This is a genomic window from Pseudodesulfovibrio thermohalotolerans, from assembly GCF_021353295.2.
Lineage (GTDB): Bacteria > Desulfobacterota > Desulfovibrionia > Desulfovibrionales > Desulfovibrionaceae > Pseudodesulfovibrio > Pseudodesulfovibrio thermohalotolerans.
In genome coordinates this window covers 1385798-1407880 of the sequence record NZ_CP120635.1, presented here as the reverse complement: position 1 = coordinate 1407880, position 22083 = coordinate 1385798, and the positions used below count along the sequence as shown (strand labels likewise).

Below are 22083 nucleotides of genomic sequence, written 5' to 3'. Positions count from 1 at the left end.
CTTTATTTGGGTGTTCCTGCCTTTACTTCCCCCGAGATCTCGTCGAGCGTTTTTTGCGAAAACGATCATTTTAGCTAAAACGCGTCATTTTGATCAAAAACGGCCATTTTTGCTGTTTTGAACGTCTTTGCGTGTTTCCCCCACGCTTCCCCATAGAAATGGGAACAATGACAAAGAGTGAAGGGGGCAAAATATCCTTTTTTTGATCCTTTTTTGCTTTCCATCATTTCGCAAAAGCTCCTGGCGCTCACGCAATTTTCTTTTTCATCAGCAGTATAACACAGAGAAATATCTCGCAAAATCAACTTTTATTTAGCCGAAAAACTTGACTCTGTGAAACTCAGTGAATATAACAATGTTATGCCTGATGGGAAAATGGTTCCCGAACGGTGTGAAGAAACAACAAAAACGGAGAAATCGAGATGACGAAGGAAAACGGAAAGAAGATGGTCGAACGGATGATCGCGAAAATCAACGGAGCAACGGACCTTGACGAGCTGTGCGACGCCCTGAACGCTTACGACGAAATACAGTCTGCCGACGAGCGTGATAGCTACGTCACCGAAATCCCGAGGCTGGACGAGGCGGTCAGGACGTTCGACCTTCCCCACTTCGGCGAACTCGGCCGCCCGGACGGCGAGGTCTGGTCCTGGGACGATGATAGGCAGCTTATGGCAAATGGCGACTGCGGAAAGTGGGAGATCGAACCCCGCGAGGATACGGCAGGTGGTCTCGTGATGCGGGTTGCCGAAGTTGACGACTTCGGGAATCGGACACAGATCAAGATCGTCGAGCGGCTGGTCTGCGGAGAGGACCTGAGCGACGGCGAATACGCGGTCAACTTGAAGACGCGACTCGCGAACATCGAGACCCGCGAATACGACGCCTGGCTGTTGATCAGCAAGTATGACGACGACACCGAGCAATACGAAGACTGGCTCGAGTACAGAGTCGACAGCTACGTACCGGCCGAGATTGTTGAGCGGGAACTGTAGGGCATACAAGCAAAGCCCCCGGCCCGGACGAACCGGGCAGGAGGACGGGGGCAAAAGAACGGGAAAAACAGGAGAATGAAGATGCCGGATTTTAGTGATATGACGGGCGCAGAAATCGCGGAGAACGGATCAGAAAAACAGTTTGAAGCTGACGTCGTCGAGCGCGATGGAGCAATCTGGGGCGTATACGACAGTGACAGCAGCCTTGCGCTCGTTGTGCCTGGGAACAGCACACTGTCTGACGTCAAGTTTTTCACGACACAGGTGCAGCTGTACGTGTCAAAGCGGCTTGGAGCGGTAGCGTAATGGAGGACACAAGAATCACGATATCGGACCTCTGGCCCCTGTCCGTCGCCGACGTTGCCGAGGCCATCGCTTCGACCGACGACATGGCACTTGACGAGCTGGTCCTCGAAATTCAGGACAACGACAACCGCGTCGCCTTCGACGACTGCGTGCTACTCGTCGAGGGCGATCACCGCCGCGGCCGCTTGCGTATTGCGACGATTTGCGCACCTAATTATCACGTTGAGAGACTGTGGGGAGACGAATAATGACGAACGAAACGAACAGAAATACCGGAAAATACGTTCCGGAAATCCCGGTAGGGACGACGCTGACACAGTTGACGTTCGATGTGGAAACGGCGGAGATCGTCGAGGCCTGGAAGAGGCAAGGGTTGAATATCACGACTGTTCTGATCCTGTGCGGCTGGTACGTCGTCCGCAGTGCCGAGACGAAACTCGTCACCGGATACGAGCGAAGCGATTTCCGGGGGTTTGGAGCCCGTCTCCCCCGCCCCCTGCTTGAGATGGCAAAATCAGCCGCCAAGACGCACGGCATGAATCTGTCCGAGTTTTGGGACGCCTGTGTCCGGACCGTAGCCCGTGACTCGGCGGCCGGTGCCCTAGTCCCCTTGTCCGCTATACTCTTAGCGCCGCTGACTCGAGACGAGCTGATGAGTCAGGGAGGTAAATAATGGGAACAGCACGACTCCGCATCGCCGCCCTGGCGGCCCTGGCCATCGCCGCCGTCTTGATCGGCTTGTACCGGCTGACTCTAACCCCAGGCTCCGAGACCTCCATCGCCCTAGCCATGGTCCCGGCGGCCATTGTCGCCGCCGCATACGTTTGGGCAATTTTCGGCCACTGGTTCGTCCCCAGGGTTGTCCCAGCGACCACCTCCGCCATGGCCACGGCAACGACGTTCACGGCCTTGGCCGCAACATTGTCGGCAGTCACCGACGGTAATGGACTCCTCGTCGCCGTCGCCGGCGGTGCCGCCGCCGCATCGAATCTCCTGGCCCTTGTCCTGTCCAGATCCCCCCTGATGACTGGAGATCATGGCCGCCTCAAGTAGTCCGTCCACCCAACAACACCCACCCAAGGCCCCTTCCAGGGGCTCTACTCCTCGTTCCAACTGCCATTCCAACGCCACATTTTCAACCTTCCACGCCCCATCTTTTTAAAACTTTTTCATCTTTTTTTGCCGCCAACAAAACCCGGTGAGCGCCAGGGGCTTTCGACTGCGCACATTTGCCGCAAGACGTTATGAAAACTTGCTTTCCTGGAATCGCGACGAATATAACTTGATCATACAGAGACAGTTTTTTGGATAACAGAAACAGAAATGTTGAAAAATGAGTTTGGAGAAGTTGACCGCATGGCTGTGCAGTGTCGTCGGAAGCCCTGAACACGTCAATGTCGCACCCGAGGCGGTACTGAAGGATCGGGTCACGTATCAGAATTGGAATATGGCGCTCGTCATGTCATACGTCGTCAAGGCCCTGTGCGTCGCTATCGCGGCGTACATCGAACCGGAGACGACGAAGAATGGCTGGTGGATCCTCGGGTTCGCCCTGACCGGGATGGTCGCCAGCGGCAAACTGTCGCTCAAGATCCTGGCAGCCCAGCGAAATGTCGATAAGCTGATCTTCGAGCGGATGCCGAATGCGACTCGCCCGTTGGGGGCGTATCGCAAGATGGCGCTTGATCGTGTCATCGCGGCGACAGTGTTAGATGTTGTTGTCTGCGGGACGCTGTTCATCTCGATCTTGTTGGCAGACCGGCTGACAGGGGCCGGGAACGGGCAGGAGATCGCGCTGGCGGCTGCGGCTTGTGTCGTGCTTCCGCTGGCGATTATGGCCGGACATTTTGTGCGGCGGCCTATGGAGCGCCGTATCCTTTTTGGGATCAGCGCGAGATCATAGAACTACCTGGGAGCGGCGGAACACCACCACGCTTACAGGCCACAAGACCCCCTCGGGGGTCTTTCATTTTGTCTGCAAAATGTCATAACGCACGTAAATGATTATCACTATTATTAAAAGAAAGTGTAAGGAGGCCCACTTTAACCGGTGTGCTTTTATCATGCCTTTTTATATTGACATGCACTAGAGAGTGAGCGATTATGAAAGACTCCGACAAATATTTTTCTTGACAATAAAGAGGTTGTCCGCTATATGTTTCGAAAATCCCGGATCGAGAATCTGTCGAGAAGGCTGCACCTAATACAGGGTGTCTGTACGTCAAGGAGCGAGTGTGGGAAAGGACCGCACCATCAAGAACGGCAATGGCGAAATAACTAAAAACATCAACTACTGCGAACGACTTCACCCTCTCTTCAAATACGGGGTCGTGAAGCGCATCGAACACACCAAGGACAAGATCTTCGTCGAGCAGCTTGGCGGAAATCTCCTTGCTGGTGCTGAAGTTGTCTTCGGTGCCGAAAACGTGATTTTGTCCGGTTGCGTCGAGACAAGCAGCGGAATCATCGACATCGAGATGGACATTACGCCCGAAATGTTCATCGACCTGCTGCCGGCGTTCGACGAGTTCGCTCCTTGCGACTCCCAAAAAAAGTCCCGCCGTGCTCCAGTCATCTACAAAACCGGAAAAAGGCTGTTCAGGACCAAGCGCAATGCGCTCGTCAGGTCTGCCGACTGCATCCTGCTCGCTGGTGCATATGTAGGAGTCAGCGACGGGAACTGGTTCATACACGGTTTCGCCCAGGGTCGGCCCGACACGGTTGCCAACGGCGTTTGGCTTACCGAAGACGAGGCGCGGCGCGTCTTGTATGATGCCGGCTACTTCGACTTCACCGCCCCATGCGACAGAAACTCGGCAAACTATCCCCGGCCACGCACGGCCACGCGTAAGCGTTGTCCGAACGCAGGACAGACATCCCTACTCTGCTCCATGGGGGTGTCCGATGACTAGGCGCTCTACACAGAACGGCATCGCCGTCCACCCCGACCTCAACGACCTTCGCGATATCCGCCGACGTGTCGGGTGGTACGAATACGACAAGCTGCTCCCGCTCCACATTGTCGGCGGCTACGGCGACCTGTACGCCATCGGCAAATGTGGACGGCCCCTGTGGCGCTGCGACCTGACCTGCCCCGAGCCCGAGCTGATCGGCCCGTTGCCGTACATGGATCCCAGCGATCCGCCCTTCTAAGCCCAAAAATCCGCTCAAAACCGCCGGTGGCACGTCTTTTTTCGGCGTGTCACCGGCGGAAAACCCATGGCGCTCACCGGGTTTTACGTGCGCCATGTTGACGACCACTTGAAACAGCGCTTTATCAAGCAATTTCTTGATGTTACGCCATTGACTTTCTGGATTTCGAGGGTGTCCAATCAACTCATGATGGCGACAGCGCCTGGGCCAAGGGGTTGGCCTGGCGACCGGAAAAGCCGCAACGAGGAAGGAGAAAAAAATGGGGTCAAAGAGAATTATCAAGACAGATGACGGCCTGTCGCTCGACGCGACCGGCTACGCCGGACGGTACCTGCTCGTCGATCAGAGCGGCGAGGTCAAGGCCGCAACGGACACGTGGGACGCTATCTGCGCGTTCGCGGCTGTGCTGGCGCACATCGATAGCCAGATCGTCTCGCTGTCTGCGTACGACGGGATGACCGGGGAGCGGTGCAACGACGAGATCAGCGCAATGGTCACGGCGTATCTGCCGTATGTGATTGACGCCCTGATCCCGGCCGCCGCCGACGACGTTAAACGAGCTGTCTACAGACACACGAGAGAACTTCTCGTGGCAACTGGCGCGGCAATCGGAATTGAGTTGATCGACGAACTGATTCACTAACAGAACGACACACGGCGACGGGGGGCCACTGCGGAAACAGTGCCGCAGGGTCCCCCAAGGAGGCGTCGTGGAGGCCCGTGTGCATAGCTCTTGGAGGAGCGAATGCACACAAGAACGGAAGAAGGAAGAAGATCGGCTGGGGAAGGACGTGAAGTCCACGTTGTCATGACGACCAACGGCGGCACCATCGACGGATGCGCCGGCATCTACGAAGACAGGGGCGAGGCCGACGGGATCGCCAGGGAGCTGATGCGGCTCGGACACGACTGCCTGGTCGAGACCAGGGCGCTGAACACTGTCAGGGTTAGGGTCAGCGGCGACGATATAGCTCCGGTCAAGTCGTCGTTGGAATCAGACGTGATAGACGTCTGCAACGGCTAGGTCATCGACAAGGGCCGCACCGTCGAGGAGGCTGTAGCCAAGGCCAAGGCCTCCCGCGCCACATTACCAGCCCAACTTATCAGCAACAACGAAATCCAGGTCAGCACAGACGACTCCGGACGGACCGTCGTGGAGTTCACCGGAACAGCGGCCGAGTTGATAGCAGAAAACGCCAGGGAATGCACCCTGGATACCGCCTCTAAGATCAAGGACGGCAACGGAAAACAGACAAGCAAGTTCCGCTCGAACCTTGCCGGACAGATCGGCGAGGCTGCCGGGCAAATCTATCTCCATGGCCCCGTAGCCGGAATGGCCCGATATTGCACGGAGCGTAAGGTCAGGAACGCAGACAAATACAGGGGAGACGGCGGTGTCGATGCCGTTGCCGGGGCGGTCAAAGTCGACTTCAAAACGACGCTCAGGTTCGCAAAGAACGCCGCCCCGGAGAAGTTCCGACTCGCCGTCAGGCCGCACGAACGACACACCGACACGACTTACGTCATGATCCTGGCAGACAAGATCGGATACGATCACTTCTCTGAAGTAGTTTCGATTTGATCTGACAGTTCCTCTTGAAAATCGAGAGGTTCTCCCTTTTGATGGAAATGTTGAAGACCATCAAACTGAGCCCTGTGCTCAAAGGAGAACCTCATGTCCAATTTCAATCACAACGTCATAAAACACAAGGTCGGCCTGCTCAATCTGGCGGAAGAACTTGGTAATGTCTCGAAGGCTTGTAAGCTTATGGGTTTTTCCCGAGACACCTTTTACCGATACCAGGCAGCCAAGGAGGATGGCGGAGTTGAGGCCTTGCTCGACAAGAATCGGCGCAAGCCGAATCTGAAGAACAGGGTCGATTCGGCCATCGAAGATGCTGTAGTTGCATATGCCACCGACTTTCCCGCCTACGGACAAACCAGAGCCAGCAATGAACTCCGCAAGCTCGGGACGTTTGTCTCGCCTTCCGGCGTGCGGTCGATCTGGCTTCGACACGAGTTGCACAACTTCAAGCTGCGTTTGCGAGCATTGGAAAAGCTCTCCGCAGAATCGGGAATGATTCTGACTGAAGCCCAGGTGCAGGCGCTTGAAAAAAAGAACGACGACGATCTTGCTCACGGCGAGATCGAGACAGCACATCCAGGATATCTTGGGAGCCAAGATACGTTCTACGTCGGCACGATCAAAGGCGTTGGCCGCATTTACCAGCAAACCTTCGTCGACACGTATTCAAAATGGGCAGCGGCCAAGTTGTACACGACCAAGACGCCGATCACTGCCGCAGACATGCTCAATGACAAAGTCCTGCCATTCTTTGAGGAGCAAGGCATGGGCATCCTGCGGATGTTGACGGATAGGGGGACGGAATACTGCGGCAACGTAGAGAAGCACGACTACGAGCTTTTTCTCGGCGTGTGCGGCATCGAGCATACTAAAACGAAGGCCAGACATCCGCAAACCAACGGCATCTGCGAACGATTCCACAAAACTATTCTGGACGAATTCTACCGTGTGACCTTCCGGCGCAAACTCTATCCTTCATTGGATTCTTTACAGGCTGATCTTGACGCATGGATTGCCGAGTACAACACGATCGCATCAGGGGAAAATGTGTTGCGGGAGGACGCCCATGGCAACTATGCTCGAAGGAAAGCAGCTCTGGACGGAATACGTTTCAAAGCTGAATTAATCTGACAATTGCGGCCCGTCAAAAGGGACAGACTGTCAGATCAAGTATGAACCACTACACTTCATCGCCACAATCGTCGGCGTCTGCCACGAGTCTGACCTCCCTGCCACCACTGAGTCAGCCGGCACGTTCCGAGGAGCCTACACCGTCCCCGTCCCCCGTCTGTCCTCCCCTTCAAATCTACTGGAGGCAACGGCATGATCGACTACCTCGACGACACCACCACAGAATACGACGACGCTGAAACCGCCGCCCTGCTCTACGAGATCGACGTATCTGTCTCCGCCCGTCTCAGGGAAGACCGTGGATCAGGCGGCCCGTTGAACAGGGAAATCCATTATTCAATGTTCGACCTTGCAGAGGCCGAGGCCGATGAGATGGCCAGGGCCAGGGGCGAGATCTGATTTCACCAGCAACAGGAGGTCCCTTTCGGGGCCTTCATCTTTTTAAATCTTTTTCCCGCGAAAACTTGACTCTGGATATTTCGACGAGCGAGGATTGGATTCCTTGGGGCCATGTCCCCACCCATTCTCATCTCACCTCCCGGAAGCCGCGGAACATCCCTGGAAACAGGCCGCCGGCTTCCACTTTTTTTGCGCCATGCGGTGCAAAATCTGCACATCGCGAAACTTTTTTTTGATGCAATTTTTTGCACAATCTTAAAATATACACTTATTTCAATACGTTTATGCGTAATGCAAAAACAAGGAATCGTCAACTTGTTGAAATAGTTGTTGATTTGCCGAATCGGCGTGGTACGATTTCCCGTGGCTGTTTGACTAACGACGAAATTGGGGGATTGCAGGGAGTGCTCGTTGACGTCGACACATTGTTGAGGGACCATTTGAAGGGTGTAACCAAAGCCATGATCAGGCGGGGTAATATCTGGCAGACATGGCCGCACACGTTCATGACGAGCGGAAGGACGCTGAGGTCTGCGTTGTTCTGCCCGGAAGATGTTGAAGCGTATCTTATAGGGAGGAACGGGGTTAACTATGGCGAGATTCACGCTAGACACGGAAAGGGTCAAGACCAAGAAACGGGGCATCGTGTACCGCGCATGGCTCCGAGAAGGCCGAACGAAACTTGCAAGCAAGCAAGGGTTTGCGACCGTAAGGGAAGCGAAGGAGTGGGCGAACGAGAAGGAGACGGAAATCCTCCGGATGCGGGAGCTGGAAGCACTGGAAGCGGAGAGGGCGACCCGCATAACCTTCTTAAGCGCATCAAACGATTACCTTGACTGGGGTAAGCCGAGGTGGGGGAAAGGGACGTATGGTGGGAAGGTCGGAATCTATGCTCGATTCCTTGAATTTCTCGCACAGCACCACCCTGACGGCATCGACGCGGAACTTGATGATGTCCCGTCACCGCTGATCGAGCGCTATATGTATCACGCCTCTGCGCAGGAGGGGTGTTCCAACAAAACCGGCAACCGGCATTGCCGGGAGATCGGTGCTGTGTGGACCCACGCCATCACCAGGGGGCTGATGGACGGGATCAGGCGGACAAAGCAATACATCGACAACCCGACCCGTGACATCAAGCCGTTCACCGTGGAAGAATACTCCCGGCCCGTGCCGACGTATGAAACGGTGCAGCTGTACCGTGGCGAGGCCAGTCCCGGTGACGAGTCGGACTACATCGAGATCATGTGCAACACGATCCAGCGCGGGAGGAGCATCAGGACGCTGGAATGGACGAACGTCAAGCTGACGGAACGAAAAGCCGGATTCAAACATGGGAAGCGGGACGGAACAATAACCACGGTCTGGATACACCTCAACGACACGGTATACGAGATCCTCAAGCGCCGGTTCCGGGAACGGGAAACCGACAGCCCGTTCGTATTCGTCAACCCCCTGTCCGGGAACCGGTATCAGCGCAACGCATCGCTCATCAAGCACCTGTTCACTAACATCAAGAAGCGGCTTGAAAAGCGCCTCAAGATCGAAATCGAACACGTGACCGGTCATGCCCTGCGGCATTGGGGGTCACACATGCTCGACAATGCCGAAGTCCCCGAGGAAAGAATCGGCAAAATGCTTGATCATCAGCGGCCGTCCACAACCAAGATCTACCTGGAGAAGATGCGGGTGGACGAGGGTGTTGCCAACAAGCTGGAGGAAATATCAAAAAACGGACCTCGGAAGCCGAAATACCTCAAAGTCGTCAAATAACGGCTCAACCAGATCCGCTCCAAACAGGCCCCTTCGGGGGTCTTTTTTATGGCCTACAAAATGTGTTTCCCGGAAAAATGTTCACACTTTGTCCCACACTTTTTGTTTTTGGCCCCTTTGTTACACAGAAAAAGGGGTTACAGTTTTCACTGTAACCCCTTGATTTCTGGCGGAGAAGGAGGGATTTGAACCCTCGTATGAGTTTTACGCCCATAACACGCTTAGCAGGCGTGCGCCTTCAGCCAGCTCGGCCACTTCTCCAATATTCATGCGCCCGCAAACCCACGGTACGCATTGAGGAAAGTCCGTCTACCCTTTTCCTGCGGGGATTGTCAATAAAGATAGTCCCTATTTGCCTTTTTTCCCGGCTCCGTCCTTTTCCCGGGCCTCTTTTTCATCGCGGCGGCGTTTGCTCTTGAGCGCCTTGTACTTGAGCTCGTGTCTGCGGGTCTTGGCTCCGCCGATGCGTTCGCGGCCCGGGCCGCGTTTGCCCAAGGCCGAGATGCCGCGGGTCTTCTCCCACTCCTTCTTGTCGTGGCTGGAGCGGAAAACGATGTTCACGGGCGCGGACTTGATGCCGAGCATCTTGCGGAACTGGTTCTCCAGGTAGCGCACGTAGGACGTTTTGACGAGGGTGTGATCGTTGCAGAAGAACACGAAAGTGGGAATGGCCTCGTCCGCCTGGGTGACATAATAGAACTTGGGCCGCTTGCGTTTGACCACGGGAGGCTGGAGCTTCTCCACCACGGCCTGCATGATGCGATTAAGCTCGCCGGTGCCGACGCGTATCTCGCACTCCCGCCGCAAGGTTTCGGCCAGGGGCAGGAGCTTGCCGATGCCCACGCCCTTGACGGCACTGGTCATGACCACGGGCACATGCGGAATCACGCGCAGCTCTTCCCGGAACGCCTCCAGAGCGCGGCTGGTCTCACTGCGGGGAATAAGGTCCGCCTTGTTGACCACCACGATAAACGGGGTCTTTTCCTTGGCCAGGAACTCGATAAGCCGCTTGTCCTGACGCCCCACGCCCAGCGTGATGTCGATCGTCAGAATGGTCACGTCGGACCGCTTGGAATTCTTGAGCGCGCGAATGACGCTGATCTTCTCCAGATGGTCCTGGATGTTGGCTCGCTTGCGCACACCAGCCGTGTCGACAAAGGTATACCGCTTGCCCTGCTTCTCGAAGGTTACATCAATGGAGTCACGGGTAGTTCCGGCCACATCGGAGACGATAAGCCTGTCCTTGCCGATGATGGCGTTGACCAGCGAGGATTTGCCCGCGTTGGGGCGGCCGAGCATGGTCAGGCGCAAGCCCTTCTCCACGCCGTCGTCCACATCCGTAGGCAGACCGAGGCTTTTAACAAATCGACGGACTCGATTGCGCACTTCGGACAGATTGTAGCCATGAGCCGCCGACACGGGCAGAAAATCTATGCCCAGGGAATGAAACTCTGCGGTCATGTGGGCTTCGAATTCGCTGCCGTCCACCTTATTGACCAACATGAGCACCGGCTTGCCGGACCTGCGCACGAATTCCGCAGCCTGTTGATCCAGGGGGGTCAGCCCCTCCTTGCCGTCCACGACGAAAACGATGGCGTTGGCTTCGTCAATGGCGTCCCGGGCCTGCTCGAAAATCTCGTCCTCAAAGTCCTTGGACAGCTCGGGCGTGGCCTCGGATTCCAGGACCATGCCGCCGGTATCGATAAGGTCGAACCGGGTCTCGCCCATGATGCACTCACCGTAGATGCGGTCGCGCGTCACCCCCGGCATATCGTGGGTGATGGATCTCGACTTTCTGAGAAGTCGGTTGAAAAGGGTGGATTTGCCCACATTGGGGCGGCCCACCAAGGCGACGATCGGCAACATGCTCTGCTCCGGACGGTTGAAGACTCTATAAAATATAAACCCCGCGCATCCCATGGGCGGGAAGCGCGGGGTTACCTTATCCTCAATCGATTGTCGAGTCCATTGTGGTCCGCAGGGTTAATCCGAAGCAGCCATGTCCTCAATAACGGTGTTGAGCCGGACGGCCATTGCGGCCACTTCCTGGATGGCCTCGTTGGCCTCCTGCATGACCTGATACGTATCCATGGAGATGTTGTTGATCTCGTCCGTGGCCCGATTGATCTCGTCGCTGGTGGCGGACTGCTCCTCGGCGGCCGTGGCGATAATCCGCACCTGGTCCGAAGCGGTCTCCACGCGGCCGACGATCTCAAGCAGCACATTCCCCGACTCGCGGGCCAGGTCGGTGCTGCGTTCAACGGCCTGGGCCGCCTGCTTGGTGGCCCCGATGTTGCGCCCGGTCATGTCCTGAATACGGTGAATGGCCTCGCCCACCTCGCTGGTGGCGGCCATGGTCTTCTCGGCCAGCTTGCGGACCTCGTCGGCCACCACGGCAAACCCGCGCCCGGCGTCTCCGGCCCGGGCCGCCTCGATCGCCGCGTTGAGCGCCAAAAGGTTGGTCTGGTCCGCAATGTCCGTGATTACGCCAAGCACGTTGCCGATATCCTCGGCCTCGGCGCCGAGTCCCTCCATGGAGAGCCTGAGTTCCTCGGTCCTCTTCTGCACCTCGCCCACGGCCTCGATAACCTGGTCGACCATCTCCTGTCCGTGCTGCGCGCCGGTCTTGGCCTGATCCGCGTCTTCCGCAGCCTGGCTCGCGTTGCGGGCCACATCAAGCACCGAGGCGTTCATCTCTTCCATGGCGGAAGCGGTCTCGCCCGCCCTGGCACGCTGATTCTCGGACCCGCGCTTGCCCTCCTCCATCTGGGCGGAGAGTTCTTCGGCCGCGCTGGACAGGGACAGGGAAATCTCCCGGGCCTGACCGGCTGCCACGGAGATGCGCTCATTCTGCGTCTTGATGACCTTCTGCTGCCCCCGGATCTCGGTCACATCAATCCAAATGGTCAACGATCCGAGCAATTGGCCGTCCATATCATAGAACGGCGTGGAGGTGATCTGTACGTTGAGGGTCATGCCGTCGACACGTTCGTACTCCATTTCCTCATCCAGCCGTTTCTGCTGCTCCACTGCCCGGTCGGACAGGGTTGTGACATCGGAATCGCCGAAAAAGAACGCGCCGGGTTTCACCCCCGCGTAACTCTCTGGCGGATCGTTGCGCTTGAGCAAATCGCACATCTGCCGATTGACCCAGAGCACGGTATGATCCGAGCCAACCAGGGCACACGGCAAGGCTATTCCCGCCAATACGCCATCGGAGAAGCCCAGCTTGGCCTTCAACTCCTGAACCATGGTTTCGATCTGTTCCGCCAAGGACCGGAACTCGAACTTGTACCGGCCTTCGAGACGCACCTGCAAATCGCCTCCGGCCACCTTGGACGCGAAGTCGAGAATATTCTCAACCGGGGAAATGATGATCCTGCGCACGGCGAAGACCAACATGCCCACCAGCAGCACGCCCAAGGCCACGCCGGCCACGGCCAGCTTGTTGCGCTGGTTTAACGCCGCTGCCGCCAGATCATCCTCGTAGGCGCTCATGACCACGGTCCAGCCGGTCGTATCAAGGGTATCGAAGACCATGTACTTTTTTTGGCCTTCCCAAAGATAGGTCGTCTCGCCTTTTTTGGTCTTCAGCGCAATCCGCGCGAAATCCCGATCCGAAATATCCTGAAGATGCAGTTCCTTGTTCGTCGCGTGGGCGATGATCCTGCCCTTGTAATCAAGGATGAACGCATACCCACTGCCCGCCACGCGGAAGGGGTCGATAAACTTGGAAGTAAAGTTGCCCCACTTGGGGAACAGGCCAACCCCGCCCACGATCCGGCCGTCCCGGTCGCGAACCGTACTGGCCGCGGCGAAAATCATGATTCCGTCGCCGCTCTTGGAGACGAGAATGTCGTTGGAGAGATAGCGGTCGGCCTTGCCCGAAAGAACGACCTTGGCATACTCGCGGGTACTGCGGTCCGCGCCGACCAGATTTTGCTTCTTGGCGTTGTACCCGGCGACCACCTGTCCGTTTTTGTCAAAGGCGAAAGCGGCCCAGTAGCTGTCCGAAGAGGACAATAGGTCCTTGAACAGCAGGGAAGCGGGCATGGCGTCCCCGCCGGCCAGGGCGTCGACAACGGCCTGCTGCGAAGCGAGCATATGGGCCATCTCGTCGGTTTGGGCGATGTAGTTTTCCAATGCGGCCATGGTCTGCTCGACCATGTTGCCCATGGATTCCTTGCCTTCATTGAAAACGGTTTGCCGGGTGTCGTGGTTGACCCAAAGCACCGCGGCCAGAATCGCAACGGCCATACTGGAGGAGATCAACAGAGCGATGGCAGTGTTCACGCTTTTCATCTTCATGGGGAGTCCGTCCTTGAATCTGTATGGTTGGCAGCCCCTTATATAGATACCCCAATGGAATAGTGTCAATCAGAACAATAAAATGGTCCCGCAAAATAAAAGGAGCGGAGCCGCGATGCGGCTCCGCTCCCGGAATATATTTCCCGAAACGGAATTATTTCCCGAACAGCTTCCTGATGGCCTCGTCGTAAGGCGGATAGAGCACGCCCTTTTCGGTGACGATGCCCGTTATCAGATCGTTGGGCGTGGGGTCAAAGGCCAGATTATAGACCTCGACACCCTCGGGCGGGATGCGGTGGTCGCCGATATGCGTCACCTCGCGTGGATCGCGGTCCTCGATGGGCACGTCGTCGCCGGTGGGGGTCTCGATATCGATGGTGTACACGGGTGCAGCGACGTAGAACGGGATATTGAACCTCTTAGCGATGATGGCTACCCCGAAAGTGCCGATCTTGTTCACTGCGTCGCCGTTGGCGGTAATCCGGTCCGCGCCGACCACGACCTTGTCCACCAGCCCGCGCTTCATGAGGAGCGCGCAGGCGTTGTCGCAAGCCACCTTCACCGGGATGCCGTCCTTGTGCAGCTCATACGCGGTCAATCGCGCGCCCTGCAGGAACGGCCTGGTTTCATTGGCGATGACCGAAACCTTCTTACCCTGGTCGATGGCGCCCCGAATCACGCCCAGCGCAGTGCCGTACCCGGCCGTGGCCAAGGCCCCGGCGTTGCAGTGGGTCATGACGGTGTCGCCGTCTTCGATGAGCTCGCCGCCGAACTTGCCGATCAGCTCGCACATCTCGATGTCGCCGGCGTGAATCTCCTTGGCGCGGGCAAGCCAAACGCCGAGCAGGTCTTCAAGAGAAATGTCGCCCGCCTCATCCCAGATGCGGCGCATCTCGCGCACAGCCCAACGGAGGTTGACCGCCGTGGGCCTTGCGTCGTGAATCTGGTCCAGCTTGGCCGACAGGTTCGCCTTCCAATCGCCGTCCATGCCCTGCGCCTCGCGTCCTGCAAGATAGCAGCCGTAGGCTGCGGTAACGCCTATAGCGGGCGCGCCGCGCACCACCATGACCACAAGGGCGTAGCAGATATCGTCGGTGGTCCGGCACTCGAACCAGTCCTCACGGTTGGGCAGATACCGCTGGTCAAGCAGGATCAGAGCATCTTTCTCTGGAGAATACTGAATATGTTCGGTCACTTTTATTGCCTCCGGCGGCCGGGGGGAAAACTATTGGAAAGCTTCCCCCTCGGGATCCCGTCATAACATTTTATCGCGGCGCAGTGAGGACAAAGGGTATTCTCTTGCCCGTATACGCCCTGGCCTGTCCCGAAAGATCCGATCACCGGCGACAACAGGCGGCATACGCCTATGCCGCCAAAGTCATTCCTACGAGAGTTTCTCGGCGAACAGCTTGGTCACCACGCCGGGGTTGGCCTGGCCCTTGGAAAGCCGCATAACCTGCCCCATGAAGAATCCCATGAGCTTGGTCTTGCCGCCCTTGTAGGCCGCCACCTCATCCGGGTGTTCGGCGATGACCTTGTCCACCATGGCTTCGAGTTCGGAGGTGTCGGACACCTGAACCAACCCCTTGGCCTTGACGTACTCGGCGGGATCGTCGCCGGACGCGCACAAGTCGCGGAAGATGTCCTTGCCGATCTTGACCGAGATGGTCCCGTCGTCCACGAGACCGAGCAACGCGACCAGCTTTGCCGGGGTGAGCTTCACCTCGCAGGCCTCGACCGAATTCTCATGACAGAACGGCAGCAGATCGCCCACGACCCAGTTGGTGACCTTCTTGGCATCGCCGGAGTAGGCTTTGACCGCGGCCTCGAAATAGTCGGCCACGGCCAGGTCGTTGGTGACCAGGGCAGCATCGTAATCAGCCAGATCATATTCAGTCATGAACCGCTCGCGCTTGGCGGAAGGCAGCTCGGGCAGTTCCGAACGCCACGTGTCGATCCACGCCTGATCCAGCACCAGCGGAACCAGGTCCGGGTCCGGGAAATACCGATAGTCGTGGGCCTCTTCCTTGCCGCGCATGGAATGGGTGGTGCCCTTGTCCACGTTGTACAGCCGGGTTTCCTGGACCACTTCCTCGCCGTCCTCGACGAGATCGATCTGGCGTTCCACCTCGTACTCGATGGCCTTCTGGATGTGCTTGAAGGAGTTGAGGTTCTTCAGTTCCGCGCGCGTGCCGAACTCCTCCTGGCCGAAGGGCCGGATGGAAACGTTGGCGTCGCAGCGGAAGCTGCCCTCCTCCATGTTGCCGTCGCAGATACCGAGGTAGAGAAGCACGGAACGCAATTCCTTGAGGTAGGCCACAGCCTCCTCGGCCGAGCGCATATCCGGCTCGGAAACTATTTCGATGAGCGGCACGCCGGTCCGGTTGAGGTCGACGAAGCTGGCGTTGTCGGCGGCGGAGTGAATGTTCTTGCCCGCGTCCTCTTCCATGTGGATACGGGTCAGGCCCACGCGCTTCTTCTTGCCGTCCACCTCAATGTCCACATGACCGTGCTCGCAGATGGGCAGCTCGAACTGGGAAATCTGGTATCCCTTGGGCAGATCGGGATAGAAGTAGTTCTTACGCGCGAACACGGACTTGAGATTGATCTCGCAATTGGTGGCCAATCCGGCCTTGACGGCGTACTCGACGACCTTCTCGTTGAGCACAGGCAACACGCCGGGCATACCGGAACAAACCGCGCAGACGTTTTCGTTGGGGTCATTTCCGAATGTGGTGGAACAAGAGCAGAAAATCTTGCTCTTGGTTTTCAACTGGGCATGGACTTCCAGGCCGATGACGGTTTCGTACCGGGACATGGGGCTCCCCTATTTCTTGTTTCCGTAAAGTTCCGGGTTCAGCTTCGGGTCGTTGTACATCTTGAACTGGAAATAGACCTTGGGTTTCTTGGTCCCGGCGAAATACTCGTCGATCAGCTCAAGGACAGCCCGCTCCAGATCGGCGTGCTGGCGTTTCAACACGCCCACCTTGCTGTCGCACTGGCGGATGTGCTCGGCATCCACGTCCTTGCGCGAACACTGCTCTTTCATATGATATATTTTGAGCGACTGGATGGACAGCCTGTCCAAAGCCGCGCCGACGGTCTCGGTGTTGTAGCGCTCGGGCGCGTCCTCGGGCAACAGCGGCCCGATCATGGAGACGAGACACCCGTCCACACGCTCAATGAGATCGTTGCGCTTCTGGTTCAGCTTGTCGATGGCGTACTTGCAGTCCGCAATGACGTGGGCGTCCACATCCTTGCGGCGGGCGCGGTCCTCGACGTGCCAGAGTTGAAAATTGCACCAGTGCTGGCGGGCCACCAGCTCGCGCAGGCCCTGGAGGCCGCTCAAATCATCGGCGGGATCGCCTTCGTACACGGGCTCGCCGTAATGCCAGTCCATGACGGACCGAATCTGGTGTGCCACGGCGTCCCGAAGGGTAGTCTTGATGGAATCGTGTGTAATGTCAGCCATTGATAAGTGCTTCTTTGCTTATGAGAAGGTAAACGGTGGCCTCGGTCTTGATATTGCTGGCGATGGGCGCCACCGCGTTGCCCTCGCCTATGTAGTAGTCCACGCGGGAGCCCCGGATGGCCGTGCCGGTATCCTGGGCCAATCCAATGCCCGCGACCTTGCGCTTGCCCGCGGGACGGCCGTCCCGCGCCTCGGGGATTTCGGCCTCGAAGGCCAGCAGGCTGCCGAGCGGCAGGAGCTTTCGGTCTGTAGCCAGTGAAACCATCGGCGTCAACGGCTTTCCAATGGTTCCTTCGGGCGGCGAGTCTTCCAGACGGAAGAAAACGTAGCTCCTGTTCTCGGCCATCAGCTCAAACATCCGTTCGGGATGCTTGGCGAAATATTTTTGCACGTCCTCCTTGGCCAACCGCCCGTTGGGCAAAAGCCCGCGCGCGTGGAGGATGCGGCCCAGACTTCGGAAGCCGTGGCCGTTCTTGGCCCCGTAAAGCACGTTGCGGGTGGTCCCGTCGGGGAGCCGGAGCCGTCCGCACCCCTCCACCTGCATGTAGAAAACGTCCACGGGGTCCTTGGCCCAGGCTATCTCCAACCCGCGTCCGGCCAGGACCTTGCGCACATCCATATCGCCCCGCCGGTAATAGGGCAGGACACGTCCTCTCTCCACCCGGTAGAACTGGCTGCGCCCGCGCACCGGGCCATAACGCAGATCTTCGGGCACTCCGTAGATGGGGAACTCGTAACCCGGCCGCCGGGTGAGGCTGGCCTCGATCTCCGGGGTGTAATAGCCGGTCATGAGCGGCTTCTGACGCATACCATACCAGACGAACCGCTCGGCCAACAGGTCGGGATCGGCGTCCAGGAGCGGGAGCAGATCGAGAAATTCCTCCAACGACCGCACCACCTGTCCCCAGGTAAGAGACATACCAGGCCGCGCCAGGGCGGGCTCGTCCGCAGGCATGTTCAGGGCATATTCGAGACTGCGCTGAACCGGGTCCTCAAGCGCCCTCCACGAATCCAGCCCCTGACTGCGAATGTCCAAACGGGCCATGTTCTGCGCGCCTTCCACGTTGGACAGCGGGAAAAACATGTCGCAGGCCGGAATGGCCAAAGGTTCGCGCACGGGGCGCAGGCTCAACCGACCGACCGACCGCGAACGGGTCAAACCGGGCGTCTCCGCTGGATCGAAAGCTTCGGCGCAGGCTTCGTCCCCTGCCCCGGCATCGCCCGCCGCCTCTGCGGGCTCGAGGGCCTCGGCCTTCCCATCAACAGAGGAAACATCCGGGCGGTGGCCGAAGATCGGACCGGACCGCACGCAGGACAGAAGCGCGGCCAGACAGGCCACGGCCAGCAGAAGACGCGCCGCCTTCCACAGGGGCTTACGTGTATCGGTAAAAAAATGCAGCATGAGGCTCCGGGCCGTTTCGCGTTCCTATCCGCACGAGTCGATGGCCACGTCACAGAACTTGCCCACCCCGTACTCCCTCCGCCGGAAAAACTTCTCGGGGTTCGGGCCGATTATCTGCAACTCGGGATGAGACCTCTGCACGTCCAGGGCTATATGCATCTCCTTGGTGCAGCCCGTGGAGTACGTGGAGTCCTTCCCTGTCCAGACGGGAGGCACCTTGCGGCCCATCAGCTCGAAGCTCTTTTCAATATCGAAATACGTCTGGAAACGCCAGACATTGATGTACCCGCTACGCTGAACCTTCTCCCACATGAACATCAGGTCGTCGGCGTCCATGCCCTCCTCGAAGTGCTCGCCGGGATTGATGATGTACGCGTCGTCGAGCTGGTTGCGCAGATGGTTGACGTAGGTGGTGATGACCTCGATGGCCGCCTGGGTCTGCCCCGGCACCGAGCCGATGATTCCGGAGTAGAACATGACCGTCTTGCCCTGCGCCCTGGCCCGGCGCATCTCAAGGATGATCTCCTCGGCCTTGCGCAGGATATACTGCTCCGAAAAGGTTCGCACCCGGTCGGGCTTGGCCCGGAAGTGAACGCGGAAAACGCCCTCCTCGTCCCTGAAGAAATTAATGATGTCGCGGGTGAACTCGTGAGAGTTGAGAATCAGCCGGTCGTACAGGTCCTCGCCCTTGGCTAAGACGAAGTCGCATTCCTTCCAGGCTCGGGCGAAGGTCACGGACATCCGATAGGGGTTGAACTTCTCGCGTGTGCCGTCCGATATAACGATGAAGGGATGACGGGCCATGATGCCCAACAGCTCGTTCTTGGACAGCTTGTCCTCGCTGACGAAGTGCGCTCCCTCGAAGGCCTTGGCCAGTTCCAGGTCCGTGTCGCGGTCCCAGAAAGTGGGATAGTCGAAATAGAACCCTTCCTTCAGGGCCAGGACCACGCGGTGGCCCAGCCGGAGAAGCGCCTTGACCACCTTGAGGTCGAACAGGATGCCGCCCGCCCTGTTGGGCAGATAAAGGATACGGTGCCGCTGCTCCCCGTCGCGGCCCAGATACTCGAACATGGGATTGAGGAGATCGGACCCCTCGCGCACTTCCTCGGCCAGCCCCGAAGCGCGCAGCCCGTCCAGCGAGAACATCTCCGGGTTCCAGTGGTCAGTGAAGGTGGCGATACGCATGAGCCGCTCGATCTCCAACCTGTCGAGCAGGAAGCGGATATCGTCGATCCTGCCCTTCAGATCGGCCTCCGCCGGGCTGGCGTGGACCATTTCATCGAATTCGCTGCTCCCGACCATCTCGGCGGCCCGTCGGTTCAATCCCCTGCGGATATGCAGGTAGGGATCGTCGATGCCGGACTGTGTCATGAAAATGGTGATGAACCATTTCATTAGCCGCGAGGGCATGAGGATGGGGGAGGCCAAAACCATGCGGAACTTGTGTCTGGCGAGCTGAATGAACCGGCTGGCCAGCTCCCTGTCCGTGCAAAAGTCCCGGGAAAGATGAATGAACCGCTTCCACTGTTCGATGTACTTCTGCAACAACCGTTCGGGCAGCCGTTGATTCAGGAGCATGAAGAACATCCAATCCGAACACGGGGCGTAGAATTCGCCCTCCTTCAGGGCGATCATGAAGCGAAGCTGCTCGCTCGACGCGTTCTTGAGCGGGTCGATGGTGTATTCCAGATGGTTTTCCGACATGAAATGGAGCAGTAGCGCGTCCAGTGCGGGGTCCTGCCCATACTTGACGTCCAGAACCGAATCGTACTTCTTGGCCAAACCCATGTTCACCTCTCGGTCAGGAAACCGTGTTTCTTCAGTTTCTCGAAATACGCGCCCGGGCCCAGGTCAACCACCAGGAGATCGACGGCGGACTTTTTCACCGTCACCACGTCGCCCGGGCCAAGCCTGACCACGGACTGGCCGTCCTCGGTCAGGCTGACCTCGCCCACCTGGTCCTCCACCCGTACGGAAATCGCGCCCTCCGCCGGAAAAACCATGGGCTTGAAACTATTCAGGAAGGGACAGACGGGGGTCAGGCAGAAAGCCGACAATCCGGCATGGACCAGAGGACCGCCGGCCGACGCGCCGTATGCCGAGGAACCGGCGGGCGTGGACACGATGAGCCCGTCCGCACGCAGAGAGGAAATGTCGATGCCGTCATAGGCCACGGCAAGGCGAATGAGCCGGGCAAGCTCTCCCCGGCTGATGACCAGATCATTGACAGCCAGCCCGGAGCGGACGATTTCGCCGCCGCGCGACACCGTGTAGTCAAGGACCAGTCGCGGCGCGGCCTTGAATCCCTCGTCCAACACCCGCGTCAGCCAGGGGCGCCAATGGTCGCGTTCGAGTTGAGTGAGAAAACCCACCCGTCCGAGGTTCACACCCATAAGCGGAGCATTGAGGCGCAAGAGCCTGCGTGCAGCGCCAATGAAAGTGCCGTCGCCCCCCAGGATCACAGCCAGGTCGAAGGGCCCGGCCACATCCGTTTCGTCGCCGCACGAGTCGGGGCTGTGCTCACAGGTCTCGAACGCCACCCCCCTTTCGGCGAGAAATCCGGTCATGGCGGCGCGCACCGCTTCGGCTGCGGCGTCGCCCGGCTTGGTCACTATGAGCATTTTTTCTATGGCACGGTTCATGGTGAATATTTTTTAGTTAAATTTGGAAAAACATTCAACCTTTTTCCATTTGAACCCAACCTTTTCCTCCCCCCGCCGACCGGCTTGCCTGGATTTTTTTCCCTTTTACCCCTAAAGTTTTTTTTCACGGAGACGATCGTATCATTCAGAGAGGGAAAATACCGTGAATACATCGTCTGCCAATGTTCGAAATATGCTGCGCACCTACGGAAAGCAGCTCACGAACGCCAAGCGCCTTGCGCGCTTCAGGCAGGCGATGGGGGGTGTGGAGCCCCAGGACGATGTCGCCAGGCAGGCCAAGCGCCGGGAGCTGGTACAGCGCATCGCCCATGAGATCATTGAAAACCTGATCGTCAACTCCGATCGTTCCCCGGTGGTCCGGGCCGTTCTGGAACAGCTTGAAAACGAATTCGGCTGCCGGTACGTCTTCGAGTACCCCCTCGACGGAGGCGATGTTCAGATAATCGGGGAGACGCCCCAGGGTCCGAGGGAAATCGACGGCTCCGAAAGGAGCAGGGTTTTGCGAAGGCTGTGGGAAATAGCATTGTCAAAGGTGGATGGCACCATGCTTTGATAGTCCCGTCCCCACGGGAGGTACAACATGGTTATTCGTAATATTGTAGGGGATCAGAACCCTTACGCAAACAAGAAGATCGACCGGCCGGAGGCCAAGGAAGTCCGCAACGCCCGGGAAAGCGTGAAGACGTCCGGAGAAGCCGCCGACCGCGTGGTTCTCTCTTCGGAGGCCCGGCTGCGGGGCGCCGCTTTGCAGACCGCGAAGGAGGCGCCGGATGTCCGCCGTGAAAAGGTGGACCAGCTCAAGCGCCAGGTCCAGGACGGGACTTATATGCCCGACCTGAAAAAGGCCGCCGCGAATCTCATTCGCGACGACCTCGATCTTCTGGTTTAGCAACAGA

25 protein-coding genes, 1 tRNA gene and 1 pseudogene are annotated in these 22083 nt (G+C 58.1%); 17 read left to right on the top strand and 10 right to left on the bottom strand.

Annotated features, from left to right (window positions below):
* Nucleotides 1–74: 74 nt before the first annotated feature.
* Nucleotides 75–227 (bottom strand): hypothetical protein, encoded by a 153-nt coding sequence (locus LF599_RS06575; RefSeq protein ID WP_279522730.1) that lies wholly within the window; start codon nt 225–227, stop codon nt 75–77.
* A gap of 195 nt (nt 228–422) precedes the next feature.
* Here LF599_RS06575 and LF599_RS06570 point away from each other — a divergent pair, with 195 nt between their 5' ends.
* The 15 genes and pseudogenes from LF599_RS06570 to LF599_RS06500 all read left to right on the top strand — a co-directional run bounded on the left by LF599_RS06570 (nt 423) and on the right by LF599_RS06500 (nt 9342).
* Entirely contained in the window at nt 423–995 is a 573-nt protein-coding gene (locus LF599_RS06570) for a hypothetical protein (protein WP_279522729.1), read from the top strand.
* Between the two features lie 81 nt (nt 996–1076).
* Nucleotides 1077–1301, top strand: a complete 225-nt coding sequence (locus tag LF599_RS06565; protein WP_279522728.1) for a hypothetical protein — start codon at nt 1077–1079, stop codon at nt 1299–1301.
* On the top strand, nt 1301–1549 hold the full coding sequence (locus LF599_RS06560) for a hypothetical protein (protein WP_269941268.1): 249 nt from the start codon (nt 1301–1303) through the stop codon (nt 1547–1549). Before LF599_RS06565 ends, LF599_RS06560 begins: the two co-directional genes overlap by 1 nt.
* Nucleotides 1549–1974, top strand: a complete 426-nt coding sequence (locus tag LF599_RS06555) for a hypothetical protein (RefSeq protein WP_279522727.1) — start codon at nt 1549–1551, stop codon at nt 1972–1974. Before LF599_RS06560 ends, LF599_RS06555 begins: the two co-directional genes overlap by 1 nt.
* Nucleotides 1974–2354 (top strand): hypothetical protein, encoded by a 381-nt coding sequence (locus tag LF599_RS06550; RefSeq protein WP_279522726.1) that lies wholly within the window; start codon nt 1974–1976, stop codon nt 2352–2354. The genes LF599_RS06555 and LF599_RS06550 overlap by 1 nt, the downstream gene beginning before the upstream one ends.
* Nucleotides 2355–2634: 280 nt before the next feature.
* On the top strand, nt 2635–3204 hold the full coding sequence (locus LF599_RS06545; RefSeq protein WP_279522725.1) for a hypothetical protein: 570 nt from the start codon (nt 2635–2637) through the stop codon (nt 3202–3204).
* 331 nt (nt 3205–3535) lie between these two features.
* Nucleotides 3536–4213 (top strand): hypothetical protein, encoded by a 678-nt coding sequence (locus LF599_RS06540; RefSeq protein WP_279522724.1) that lies wholly within the window; start codon nt 3536–3538, stop codon nt 4211–4213.
* Complete coding sequence (locus tag LF599_RS06535; RefSeq protein WP_207262418.1) at nt 4206–4454, top strand: hypothetical protein; 249 nt, start codon at nt 4206–4208, stop codon at nt 4452–4454. Before LF599_RS06540 ends, LF599_RS06535 begins: the two co-directional genes overlap by 8 nt.
* 66 nt (nt 4455–4520) lie before the next feature.
* A complete protein-coding gene (locus tag LF599_RS06530; protein ID WP_279522723.1) occupies nt 4521–4745 on the top strand; it encodes a hypothetical protein in 225 nt (74 codons plus the stop codon).
* Complete coding sequence (locus LF599_RS06525) at nt 4714–5097, top strand: hypothetical protein (protein WP_279522722.1); 384 nt, start codon at nt 4714–4716, stop codon at nt 5095–5097. The genes LF599_RS06530 and LF599_RS06525 overlap by 32 nt, the downstream gene beginning before the upstream one ends.
* Nucleotides 5098–5199: 102 nt before the next feature.
* Nucleotides 5200–5478, top strand: a complete 279-nt coding sequence (locus tag LF599_RS06520; protein WP_279522721.1) for a hypothetical protein — start codon at nt 5200–5202, stop codon at nt 5476–5478.
* Between the two features lie 129 nt (nt 5479–5607).
* Nucleotides 5608–6036, top strand: a complete 429-nt coding sequence (locus tag LF599_RS06515) for a hypothetical protein (protein ID WP_279522720.1) — start codon at nt 5608–5610, stop codon at nt 6034–6036.
* Between the two features lie 93 nt (nt 6037–6129).
* Nucleotides 6130–7165 (top strand): annotated as a pseudogene (locus LF599_RS06510) (IS481 family transposase).
* Between the two features lie 197 nt (nt 7166–7362).
* The gene (locus LF599_RS06505) at nt 7363–7569 is read left to right on the top strand and encodes a hypothetical protein (protein WP_207262422.1); all 207 of its coding nucleotides are present in this window, start codon (nt 7363–7365) and stop codon (nt 7567–7569) included.
* Between the two features lie 591 nt (nt 7570–8160).
* Complete coding sequence (locus LF599_RS06500; RefSeq protein WP_207262423.1) at nt 8161–9342, top strand: tyrosine-type recombinase/integrase; 1182 nt, start codon at nt 8161–8163, stop codon at nt 9340–9342.
* Between the two features lie 167 nt (nt 9343–9509).
* Here the strand turns inward: LF599_RS06500 and LF599_RS06495 are convergent.
* From LF599_RS06495 to LF599_RS06455, 9 genes are all read right to left on the bottom strand, one after another.
* Nucleotides 9510–9603, bottom strand: a tRNA-Ser gene (locus LF599_RS06495).
* Nucleotides 9604–9690: 87 nt separating this feature from the next.
* Complete coding sequence (gene der, locus LF599_RS06490) at nt 9691–11208, bottom strand: ribosome biogenesis GTPase Der (protein WP_279522719.1); 1518 nt, start codon at nt 11206–11208, stop codon at nt 9691–9693.
* A gap of 117 nt (nt 11209–11325) precedes the next feature.
* Complete coding sequence (locus tag LF599_RS06485) at nt 11326–13650, bottom strand: methyl-accepting chemotaxis protein (protein WP_279522718.1); 2325 nt, start codon at nt 13648–13650, stop codon at nt 11326–11328.
* Nucleotides 13651–13804: 154 nt separating this feature from the next.
* Nucleotides 13805–14845, bottom strand: coding sequence for an S-methyl-5-thioribose-1-phosphate isomerase (gene mtnA / locus LF599_RS06480; RefSeq protein ID WP_279522717.1), 1041 nt, complete (start codon nt 14843–14845; stop codon nt 13805–13807).
* 189 nt (nt 14846–15034) lie between these two features.
* Nucleotides 15035–16468, bottom strand: a complete 1434-nt coding sequence (gene gatB, locus LF599_RS06475; RefSeq protein WP_269941283.1) for an Asp-tRNA(Asn)/Glu-tRNA(Gln) amidotransferase subunit GatB — start codon at nt 16466–16468, stop codon at nt 15035–15037.
* A 9-nt stretch (nt 16469–16477) separates the two neighbouring features.
* Nucleotides 16478–17122 (bottom strand): DUF4254 domain-containing protein, encoded by a 645-nt coding sequence (locus tag LF599_RS06470; RefSeq protein ID WP_269941284.1) that lies wholly within the window; start codon nt 17120–17122, stop codon nt 16478–16480.
* Nucleotides 17115–18524 carry an MltA domain-containing protein gene (locus tag LF599_RS06465; RefSeq protein WP_279522716.1) on the bottom strand — a complete coding sequence of 470 codons (1410 nt, stop codon included), beginning with the start codon at nt 18522–18524 and terminating at the stop codon, nt 17115–17117. Before LF599_RS06465 ends, LF599_RS06470 begins: the two co-directional genes overlap by 8 nt.
* A 24-nt stretch (nt 18525–18548) precedes the next feature.
* Complete coding sequence (locus LF599_RS06460) at nt 18549–20312, bottom strand: ARMT1-like domain-containing protein (protein ID WP_279522715.1); 1764 nt, start codon at nt 20310–20312, stop codon at nt 18549–18551.
* Nucleotides 20313–20314: 2 nt separating this feature from the next.
* Complete coding sequence (locus tag LF599_RS06455; RefSeq protein WP_279522714.1) at nt 20315–21166, bottom strand: NAD(+)/NADH kinase; 852 nt, start codon at nt 21164–21166, stop codon at nt 20315–20317.
* A gap of 163 nt (nt 21167–21329) precedes the next feature.
* On the opposite strand from LF599_RS06455, the gene LF599_RS06450 reads away from it, so the two are divergent.
* The gene (locus tag LF599_RS06450) at nt 21330–21740 is read left to right on the top strand and encodes a DVU0524 family FlgM-associated protein (protein WP_279522713.1); all 411 of its coding nucleotides are present in this window, start codon (nt 21330–21332) and stop codon (nt 21738–21740) included.
* A 27-nt stretch (nt 21741–21767) separates the two neighbouring features.
* A complete protein-coding gene (flgM, locus tag LF599_RS06445; protein ID WP_279522712.1) occupies nt 21768–22076 on the top strand; it encodes a flagellar biosynthesis anti-sigma factor FlgM in 309 nt (102 codons plus the stop codon).
* Nucleotides 22077–22083: the final 7 nt, after the last annotated feature.

Bases quoted from the DNA above. Each gene is read 5' to 3' on its own strand.
- LF599_RS06575 (WP_279522730.1), bottom strand. From the start codon at position 227: ATGATGGAAAGCAAAAAAGGATCAAAAAAAGGATATTTTGCCCCCTTC.
- LF599_RS06560 (WP_269941268.1), top strand. From the start codon at position 1,301: ATGGAGGACACAAGAATCACGATATCGGACCTCTGGCCCCTGTCCGTC.
- LF599_RS06535 (WP_207262418.1), top strand. From the start codon at position 4,206: ATGACTAGGCGCTCTACACAGAACGGCATCGCCGTCCACCCCGACCTC.
- LF599_RS06565 (WP_279522728.1), top strand. From the start codon at position 1,077: ATGCCGGATTTTAGTGATATGACGGGCGCAGAAATCGCGGAGAACGGA.
- flgM (WP_279522712.1), top strand. From the start codon at position 21,768: ATGGTTATTCGTAATATTGTAGGGGATCAGAACCCTTACGCAAACAAG.
- LF599_RS06455 (WP_279522714.1), bottom strand. From the start codon at position 21,166: ATGAACCGTGCCATAGAAAAAATGCTCATAGTGACCAAGCCGGGCGAC.
- LF599_RS06525 (WP_279522722.1), top strand. From the start codon at position 4,714: ATGGGGTCAAAGAGAATTATCAAGACAGATGACGGCCTGTCGCTCGAC.
- gatB (WP_269941283.1), bottom strand. From the start codon at position 16,468: ATGTCCCGGTACGAAACCGTCATCGGCCTGGAAGTCCATGCCCAGTTG.
- LF599_RS06460 (WP_279522715.1), bottom strand. From the start codon at position 20,312: ATGGGTTTGGCCAAGAAGTACGATTCGGTTCTGGACGTCAAGTATGGG.
- LF599_RS06505 (WP_207262422.1), top strand. From the start codon at position 7,363: ATGATCGACTACCTCGACGACACCACCACAGAATACGACGACGCTGAA.
- LF599_RS06555 (WP_279522727.1), top strand. From the start codon at position 1,549: ATGACGAACGAAACGAACAGAAATACCGGAAAATACGTTCCGGAAATC.
- LF599_RS06530 (WP_279522723.1), top strand. From the start codon at position 4,521: ATGGCGCTCACCGGGTTTTACGTGCGCCATGTTGACGACCACTTGAAA.
- LF599_RS06545 (WP_279522725.1), top strand. From the start codon at position 2,635: ATGAGTTTGGAGAAGTTGACCGCATGGCTGTGCAGTGTCGTCGGAAGC.
- LF599_RS06550 (WP_279522726.1), top strand. From the start codon at position 1,974: ATGGGAACAGCACGACTCCGCATCGCCGCCCTGGCGGCCCTGGCCATC.
- LF599_RS06465 (WP_279522716.1), bottom strand. From the start codon at position 18,524: ATGCTGCATTTTTTTACCGATACACGTAAGCCCCTGTGGAAGGCGGCG.
- LF599_RS06470 (WP_269941284.1), bottom strand. From the start codon at position 17,122: ATGGCTGACATTACACACGATTCCATCAAGACTACCCTTCGGGACGCC.
- LF599_RS06570 (WP_279522729.1), top strand. From the start codon at position 423: ATGACGAAGGAAAACGGAAAGAAGATGGTCGAACGGATGATCGCGAAA.
- LF599_RS06520 (WP_279522721.1), top strand. From the start codon at position 5,200: ATGCACACAAGAACGGAAGAAGGAAGAAGATCGGCTGGGGAAGGACGT.
- LF599_RS06500 (WP_207262423.1), top strand. From the start codon at position 8,161: ATGGCGAGATTCACGCTAGACACGGAAAGGGTCAAGACCAAGAAACGG.
- LF599_RS06485 (WP_279522718.1), bottom strand. From the start codon at position 13,650: ATGAAGATGAAAAGCGTGAACACTGCCATCGCTCTGTTGATCTCCTCC.
- der (WP_279522719.1), bottom strand. From the start codon at position 11,208: ATGTTGCCGATCGTCGCCTTGGTGGGCCGCCCCAATGTGGGCAAATCC.